This is a genomic window from Borborobacter arsenicus (assembly GCF_003934165.1).
Classification (GTDB): domain Bacteria; phylum Pseudomonadota; class Alphaproteobacteria; order Rhizobiales; family Rhizobiaceae; genus Pseudaminobacter; species Pseudaminobacter arsenicus.
Genome location: NZ_RKST01000066.1, coordinates 1 through 7,370, shown reverse-complemented (window position 1 = coordinate 7,370; position 7,370 = coordinate 1). Strand labels below are relative to the sequence as shown.

Below are 7,370 nucleotides of genomic sequence, written 5' to 3'. Positions count from 1 at the left end.
CTGTGCAACCCCGACCAGCTTCGCCTGATCGGGCGCTCACCGCCGTGCCCTTCATCAACCCAAGCAGGGGGTCCCTTTTACGCGAAAATACGGGGTCCCGATTCCATGGTCATTGACAGTCAGCCGATGAAGGTGTTCAGCGCGAGCATTTGGGCTAGGGATGGGGAGTACGGCATCAGGCCGATAGACTCCGTGCAAGAGGCGCAGATATTTCTCGACGGTTGGCCAATGGAAGGTCGCAGCCCGCTCTATTACGTAGCGGCAACAGCATGAAATCGGCAGAGGAAGGTTCGATCCCGCCCGATGAGGCCAGAGCCGCACTTATCGAGTTCCTGGCGGATTCCAATGCTCTGGGCGAGGAACGGCCTGGGCTGTAGGTTCATGCCGCTGCCTTCCTCTTCTTCCGGGTATTCTTGAACCAGATCGATGCAAGTGCTCGCCACTGAGGCAGCTTGTGCGTGACGGCGAACACCTTGGCCTCATTCTCTGCCGATGCGCCGGCCGTCTCGATCTCCCTCGTCAGGTCTTCCGGCTCGAATGCAATGCAGAACTCGTCATCCGTCATGAGCAGTTCCGCGGCGCGGATATGAGCGTCCTTGATCGGCGCCAGCTTGGCGTTGGCCAGTACGTCGAGGATTTGCCGTGCCTTCATGACCGAGTGCTTTTTGACCAGCGTCGATATGGCCGAGATGGCCACGGTGTCGCCCGGCTCGTACCGGTGGGGCGTCGTCTGCAGGATCTTCACGCCCGCCCGATCGCAGACGTTCTGGACATCACGGGCGTGCTCATCGCCGGCCGTGAGTGCCGCCTGGTGCAGCTGCAGCTTGGTCACGCCAAGCCGATCGACATTCTGACCGATGAAGGCCGATGCCTGTGTCTGTTGGTCCGGCGCCTCGACGATCTGGACGGGGATGCGATGGATGTGCGGGTGGCTTGCTGCCGCAATGCATGTGTGCTGGCCGTCGATGACCTTCAGGACCTCGTTGCCATCCTCGTCCTTTTCAAAGGCGCAGACCGGGGCACGGAACTTTGACCAGTCCCAGCCCTCGATCATCTTCCGGATCTGGCGGACACCGCGCTCGCCGATGTCACGCTGATACTGCGGGTCCACGAACAGCGAAGTCGGATCGACGCTTTCGAAAATGGGTTCGCCGGTCAACGGGACGGTCGGCTTCAGGTCGCTGATGTTGATCGGGTAGATGTGGCGCAGGGTCATGACGCCTTCCTTGGGTGGTTGAAGGGCACGACGTTGGAGCCCAAGGAAGCTTCTTCACGGACCCCTTTCTTACTTGGGGGGATAACTGAGGGGGTATTGCCCCCATTTTCTGGAGGGACAGGACCCCATTTTTTGGAGGGACAAGCGTCATTCTGTCCCTCCATTTTATGCAGGGACAAATCGCTCTCATGTCCCTCCAAATTCTGGACGGAAGACGAGGTGCGTTTGGTCGCTTTACGCTGCCGCTCGACCTCGCGGTGATATTCCAGCTTTGCCTCGACGAGCGCTCTGGCTTCATCGCGGAAAGGATTGATGAGCTTGTATGTCGACACCTTGCCGCCCTGCCGGACGGCGATGAGATAAGCCCGTTTCTCTTCATTGTCGCCAAGCAAACGTGCGCGGCTTTTCCAGAACTGACCGTGACTAAGGCCGGTCATTGCCCGGCCCAGCGGTTCTACCAGCCATGACTTGCAGGAGGGCCATGCCATGACAGCCACATAGGCGGCCAGTAGTTTCAGATCGGCCGCGCTAACCATCGGATCAGCATTTGCCGTCTCGATCAGGTCGAGCTTGAATGAGGCCTTCGACCTATCCAGTTCTTTCTTCATGCCGCGCGCCTTCCTGCCATTACAGAGGTGAGGACGCGCTGCACGGCGAAGATGCTTTCCGCTTGGTGCATGTCGTTGAAATCCGTCTTGAGGACCGGCGGCATCGCGAAGGGCAAGCCGGTCTGTTGCGCATAGTGTTCGCCCGTGCCGAGCCCGCCGAACTGCGGTAGCGGCTTGTCGTTGTCGGCCGCCACGAATGCCCGACCCCGGACCTGGCGCGCGACTGCTAGGATGTTGGAGGCGGAGAAGCAGCACAGGACCGTCGCCTGTATCTTGAGGCCCCGCAGTGCCGCCCTGAGCGAGAGCCCTGTCGCGAACCCCTCGCAGAGCCACGTGTAGGCCCCGGTGGAGATCCGATGCGACGACCCGGCGATTTCTCCGCCAAACAGAAACTTCTTGGTGCCATCTTCCCAGATCAATTGCACACTGGTGAGGGCGCCGCCGCGTCGAGCCGGTACGATGATGGCCGTCGAACCGGCCACGAGATAGCTCGATCCGATATCGCGGACGGCCTGAGCCCCAATGACCGGCACGAGCTCATCTCGGAAGCCCTTCGCTGCGAGGTAGGGATGTGTGGTGATCCTCGCCTGCGCGAGAAGTGAACTAGCCTGCCGCGCGGCGCGCTCGGCGTCATGAGCAGCCTTTTCCTTGGCCTTCGCCACATCATGCGCAATCGCGCGCTGCTCCTTGGCTGAGATGCCGTCGCGGAGCGCTACCGTCGATTTCTCTCCCGTCTGCCAGTTCCAGGCAGTGACGTAATGCTCGTTGACGATCAGCCGTCCGTCGCCCTTGCCCTTCTTGCCGTCGAGCGTGTCGGTGTTCAGCCACTTGCCGAACGCAGCCCTGCGCGGCGGCAAAATGCCAACCTCGGCGCAAGCTCTTTCGATTGCCTCGTAGACCGTCATGCCGCCCTCCGCTGATTATGCTTGGAGCGTTTGCGGAAGCGCTGGACCTCGCGCTCGATCAAGCTCCACTGGTCAGTCTGGACCTTGCTCGGATCGGCTTTCCCGTCGAAAAACCCGCGCGGCGGCCTAGCCCCTTCGTAGATGCCGAACCAGACACCCATGGCCCATTTTTTGGCGAACTCAGGACCTTTGCTCGAATTTGACGACGTATAGGAAAGGGCCGCGTTCCATATTGCGCGGGGATCGTTAACGCACTCGGCGCGTAAGCCTTTGCGCGGCTGGAATGTCTCTTGGATACTGTGCGCGAAGTCGATCAACTCTCCCTGTACGATCTGGATTTCGCCGCGCTTCGGCCGCTCCCAACCGCAGGACCGGCACACAAATGAAGCGGCTTCCATTTGCATGCCGCAGTCGGCACAGAACAGCGTCTGTTTGATTTTCTCGGTGGGCTCCCGCACTTCAGCGTCACGTTTCGCTGCGTCGGAAAGGCTGTCGACGCCGTATTCGAAGAGCCATGCCGTATCTTGGGCAAAGCTGATGCAGTTGCCCGAATGGTCGAGCCACAGGCCGAAGTCTTTGCCCGGCGAGGTTCGCATGACCCGGCCCATTTCCTGAATGTGCGATGAGAAAGATTTTCGGTAGGGCCGGCAGGAGATTCCGCACATGACGTCGGGCACGTCGAAGCCCTTCGTCAGCACAGCGCAGGACACCAACCCATGAATGGCACTGTCCGGTTTGCGGAACTCGTCGATCTTCTCGTCACGAACATCATCGCCGCGATCGAGATAAGAAATTTGCTGAAAGTTAAAACCAGCCTCGGCGAACTGCCGGCACAGTTCCTCGCCATGCTTGATCGACGGCGAAAAGACGATCGTTTTAGCCGGCCCGCCGAAGAACTTCTGTGTCTGCTGGATCCATGTCTGCACCACGTCGCCAATGATCGTGATGCCGCGCTGGCCGGCTTCCTCATCGGCATACTCGCCCCCCGGCTTTCGCCTTGCACCCTGCATGTCGGGCGAGACACAAGCCTTAATCTTGAGCGGAGTGAGGAAGTGGTCTGCCAAGAGCCGGTTGACGGTGGCGCCGTTGACGATCCCTCCCCAGAACTGTGCCATGCCGGGGGCGAAAGGGGTCGCCGTCATACCGATAATCTTCGACTTGGAGTATTTCTCTAGCCGCGAGAGCGTTTCAGCATACTGGCTGTGACATTCATCATAGAAAATCAGGTCGGCGGGATCGCCCAGGTCGCGCCGCTCGAATGTCTGAATGCTGATTATCTGGACAGCTTGCTCAGGCGCGTATCGATCATTGGTCGCGTTGGCGCCCTGTATCGTGCCGTGAGGTATCCCGTACGCTCGGAACCGGTCGCTGGTCTGCTTGACCAAGGTTACCCGGTCGACAAGAAACCAAACCCTCGACCCCTTCTGGAGCGCTAGCTTGATCAGAAACATTGCCGTTTCGGTTTTACCAAAAGCAGTCGGGGCAACGAGGACGATGCGCGAGACGCCGGCACGAAGCTGCTCGCGCAGCTGACCCTCGACATGGCTCTGATGCGGACGAAGAATGAGTTCCTTCATGCTGCCCGCCTTGGGATCGCATGATCGATCGCCTTCGCCGCCTCGCTGACAAACCACGACCAGTCGGCACGATCAGCGCCGGCAGGTGGTGACGAAAGCAACAGCTTCGTCAGGTACTCAGCCGCCGGTCGGGTTAGGCCGCCGTCGAACTGCATGATCGCTGCGCGTTCTTCGAACTCCGCTTCGCTATCGAGAAAGGCAGCGATGGCCTTGGCGTTCTGCCGGATGAAGGCGGACGCGCCTTCGGGTAGTCTGCTCGGGTTCACAATTTCGAGCCGCATTCCATCCAACAGAATGTTCGCACCACAGGCTCGGACGCGGGCGAGAATCTTCGAGGGGTCAGCCATTGATCTCGATGATCTCCCGGTCTGTATAGCCGAGCTCAATAGCTCGCTTCCGCCACCGATCCGCGGCACGGAGGTTCCTGACCTTCTCTTGGCTCTCGCTCTCCACGCGAGTGAGAAGCGCGCGGATTTCCTCATCCTTGCCGGCGATGACCTTTTCGAAACCGCCTTGCTCGTACTGGACCTTCATCTCGCCGTAGAGCTTGTTTTCGGCGCGGAGCGTTTCAGCTTCTGCTTCAAGGACGCGAACAGCTTCCTCGAGTTCGGCAATACGGTCATCCGCGGGAAGGCCGTTGTAGAGCGGCGTGGCATCCTTGCTCGCCTTGCGATCGGCAATCGCCTTCTGCTTGGCCGCCTCCATGTCCTTGATTGCTTGGGGAAGGCTTTCCCGCGTTTCGTCGCGAACCTTCTGGATGGCTTCGCGTAGCGCGGCCTTGGTGGGTTCCTGCCCCGCGTCAAGGCGCTTTTCTAAGGTGCGCTCGACAACGCCGGGGTCGACTTTTTCAGCATCGCGGATCGCGCGGGCTTCATGAATATCCTTGTGGGTCAGACCGGCGTCTGCGGCAGTGGCCGGCGTAACTTCCGCTCCAGAAGTTACGGCGCCGTAGTCGCCACGCCTGCCAATTTCGCCCCGCTCCTGCGCCGCGTCGTACTCGTCAGCCAGCCGGCGCTTGGCTTCACTTTCGATCAGCAATGCGTCAGCCTGGGCGCGGTGCGCCTTGGCGATCAGTTCATCATGGGCGCCCTTGGCCTTCGCCAGTCGCGCCGCTTTCTTAGAAGCGTCATAGGCGACCGACGCCATGTCGCAGGCTTCCAAGACCTCGGCAGCCGATGTAGCGCTCGCCAACTGATCGGCGGCACGTTTGACAAGGGCAGGGAGGTTTGCGTCGACGTTTGCCGGCAAGCCGGACACAGCTTTTGTCCGGATCATTTTTCGCTGCCCTCACTGAAGAAATCAGCGGGCGAGAGGTCGATGCCCTTCTCTCGGGCAACGGCCAAAAGTCTATCGGCATGACGGTGCGGAATAACCCCGCCCGTGCCGCGCTTGCTGCGCGGATATCTCCAGCGCATGACTGAATGGGATGAGATGCCGGTTATCTCGGCTACGGCTTTCAGCCCATTGAATTTTCGGATGATGGAGGCGGCGGGTTCACAGGACATTAACCAGAAGTACGATATTCGTACAAAAGGTTCAAGCCCTGATGTACGATAATCCTACAAGCGTTTTCCAACCAGATGTGCGAAATTCGAACAATGACCCAGACGCTTTCACAAATCTTCATCGACTGGATACGGGCCGGGCTCAAGCAGCCAGGGAAAACGCAATTCGAGCTGGCGAAGCACCTGAACATTGCCCACCCGCAGATTACCCAACTGCTCAACGGGAGGCGGCACCTCAAGATTGATGAGATTCCGAAGATCGCGGCCTACCTCGAACTCGACCCTCCGGGGTTTGCGGCCGACGAGCGTGAACCAATCCGCGGCGCGGCAAATATTCTGAGCACGCTGGAGCGCATTGAAGGGCTAAAGCCCGAAAATGTTGCTGCGCTCATGTCGGTGATCACAGGCTTTCTTGAGGCTAATAGGGCACGACAGCAACAACCTTCGCCTGATGATCAACCTGCGACCGCCATTCCCCGCCGTGAATCTCAGTCATCGCAGTGACGACTACGGCTAAGGCTCGCTCGATGCGGGTAGCTGGGTCCCATGGGGGATTTTGATCGGCTGCCATTGCCCTCAACTTGTCCAATGTCTCGCAATTGCGCGCCTTTTCGCGCGGTTCATAAACAATCATGCCTGCCCTCGCCCGCTACACTACCCGATACGACGATACGTCTTCCGTATTTGGACTGATCACCAGTTCCTCCCATGCCTGAACACAATAGGAACATTTACCTAATCGGACTGTCAACCAGCGTGTCACGTGACGGGGCGGTTCAGGTTAACGGAAAGGCTCAACCTTTAAGGACCGCCTGTGGATAGCGGGTACAAATGGTACTATCACGGTATCTATGCCCCATCGCTGGGACCATTTTCGGGCAAGGCCGTTTCGGCGATAAGTCCGGAATGTCGCAGTCAGATCCACCAAGCTTTCATCTCCGGCTTACGCTTCCACTCCAGAAGCAAATCAAGCTGGCCGCTGTCGAAAACGAGCGCAGCATGAATGCTGAGATATTGGCGCGCCTAGAGCGATCATTCTCAGTGGATGCTGCTGACCGGGCCAAGGCGGTGAAGTTGCTTGCGGATGCCTTGTCGATCCTCGATAAAGGATCAGGCAAGTCATAGCTCTGGGATGGCTTGGGGAGCACATCATGAAACCAGTTCCAGTCCAACTGGAAACCGCCGAGCGTTTGGCTCTCCGGCGGCTAGCCTCTGAGCACGGCCTATCACTCGAACAGGCCGCCTCGACCGCCCTACGGGAATGGCTGATCCAGAATGGCTACCTAGAGCTTGAGCATGAGCTCGATGAGGAAAGTGAGACGGTAGGGAGCGCATAGACATGTCCGACCGAGATCCCCGCATAGACGCTATCGCCGCCAGCGACCTTTCATCGGCGGCTATCCTGGCCGCATTGATCGGTATGCTTGGCGCAAAGGGCGTTCTGTGTGATTTTTCGTGGAATGAGGACCCTGTTTGAGGGGTGATTTTCGTCCAAACGGGACCCCTTAACGTGGGGTCATCAAAATGCCTCCGGTTTCATCGGAGGCATTTGCGTTTTG

General features: G+C 59.0%; 9 protein-coding genes. 3 read left to right on the top strand and 6 right to left on the bottom strand.

The features are described 5' to 3' along the window. Positions 1-379 precede the first annotated feature (379 nt). From EET67_RS24820 to EET67_RS24795, 6 genes are read right to left on the bottom strand one after another with little or no spacing between them, the layout of a single operon-like run. Positions 380-1,216 (bottom strand): hypothetical protein, encoded by an 837-nt coding sequence (locus tag EET67_RS24820; protein ID WP_128628851.1) that lies wholly within the window; start codon positions 1,214-1,216, stop codon positions 380-382. Next, complete coding sequence (locus tag EET67_RS24815; protein ID WP_128628850.1) at positions 1,213-1,824, bottom strand: hypothetical protein; 612 nt, start codon at positions 1,822-1,824, stop codon at positions 1,213-1,215. Before EET67_RS24815 ends, EET67_RS24820 begins: the two co-directional genes overlap by 4 nt. Beyond that, entirely contained in the window at positions 1,821-2,729 is a 909-nt protein-coding gene (locus tag EET67_RS24810) for a toprim domain-containing protein (RefSeq protein ID WP_128628849.1), read from the bottom strand. Before EET67_RS24810 ends, EET67_RS24815 begins: the two co-directional genes overlap by 4 nt. Then, on the bottom strand, positions 2,726-4,306 hold the full coding sequence (locus EET67_RS24805) for a DEAD/DEAH box helicase (protein WP_128628848.1): 1,581 nt from the start codon (positions 4,304-4,306) through the stop codon (positions 2,726-2,728). Before EET67_RS24805 ends, EET67_RS24810 begins: the two co-directional genes overlap by 4 nt. Further along, positions 4,303-4,653 carry a hypothetical protein gene (locus EET67_RS24800; protein ID WP_210211171.1) on the bottom strand — a complete coding sequence of 117 codons (351 nt, stop codon included), beginning with the start codon at positions 4,651-4,653 and terminating at the stop codon, positions 4,303-4,305. Before EET67_RS24800 ends, EET67_RS24805 begins: the two co-directional genes overlap by 4 nt. Further along, positions 4,646-5,581: a hypothetical protein gene (locus EET67_RS24795; RefSeq protein WP_128628846.1), complete on the bottom strand. Its 936-nt coding sequence runs from the start codon at positions 5,579-5,581 to the stop codon at positions 4,646-4,648. The genes EET67_RS24800 and EET67_RS24795 overlap by 8 nt, the downstream gene beginning before the upstream one ends. 323 nt (positions 5,582-5,904) lie before the next feature. Between EET67_RS24795 and EET67_RS24785 the strand changes: the two genes are divergently transcribed. The 3 genes from EET67_RS24785 (at position 5,905) to EET67_RS24775 (ending at position 7,148) form a co-directional block, all read left to right on the top strand. Then, a complete protein-coding gene (locus EET67_RS24785) occupies positions 5,905-6,315 on the top strand; it encodes a helix-turn-helix domain-containing protein (RefSeq protein ID WP_165900040.1) in 411 nt (136 codons plus the stop codon). A gap of 402 nt (positions 6,316-6,717) precedes the next feature. Further along, positions 6,718-6,936, top strand: a complete 219-nt coding sequence (locus EET67_RS24780) for an Arc family DNA-binding protein (protein WP_165900039.1) — start codon at positions 6,718-6,720, stop codon at positions 6,934-6,936. A 26-nt stretch (positions 6,937-6,962) separates the two neighbouring features. Beyond that, complete coding sequence (locus EET67_RS24775; protein WP_128628842.1) at positions 6,963-7,148, top strand: hypothetical protein; 186 nt, start codon at positions 6,963-6,965, stop codon at positions 7,146-7,148. Positions 7,149-7,370 lie beyond the last annotated feature (222 nt).

What these genes read in the sequence shown, in the direction of transcription:
- EET67_RS24820 (WP_128628851.1), bottom strand. Translation starts at nt 1,216, where the DNA reads ATGACCCTGCGCCACATCTACCCGATCAACATCAGCGACCTGAAGCCG.
- EET67_RS24815 (WP_128628850.1), bottom strand. Translation starts at nt 1,824, where the DNA reads ATGAAGAAAGAACTGGATAGGTCGAAGGCCTCATTCAAGCTCGACCTG.
- EET67_RS24810 (WP_128628849.1), bottom strand. Translation starts at nt 2,729, where the DNA reads ATGACGGTCTACGAGGCAATCGAAAGAGCTTGCGCCGAGGTTGGCATT.
- EET67_RS24805 (WP_128628848.1), bottom strand. Translation starts at nt 4,306, where the DNA reads ATGAAGGAACTCATTCTTCGTCCGCATCAGAGCCATGTCGAGGGTCAG.
- EET67_RS24800 (WP_210211171.1), bottom strand. Translation starts at nt 4,653, where the DNA reads ATGGCTGACCCCTCGAAGATTCTCGCCCGCGTCCGAGCCTGTGGTGCG.
- EET67_RS24795 (WP_128628846.1), bottom strand. Translation starts at nt 5,581, where the DNA reads ATGATCCGGACAAAAGCTGTGTCCGGCTTGCCGGCAAACGTCGACGCA.
- EET67_RS24785 (WP_165900040.1), top strand. Translation starts at nt 5,905, where the DNA reads ATGACCCAGACGCTTTCACAAATCTTCATCGACTGGATACGGGCCGGG.
- EET67_RS24780 (WP_165900039.1), top strand. Translation starts at nt 6,718, where the DNA reads ATGTCGCAGTCAGATCCACCAAGCTTTCATCTCCGGCTTACGCTTCCA.
- EET67_RS24775 (WP_128628842.1), top strand. Translation starts at nt 6,963, where the DNA reads ATGAAACCAGTTCCAGTCCAACTGGAAACCGCCGAGCGTTTGGCTCTC.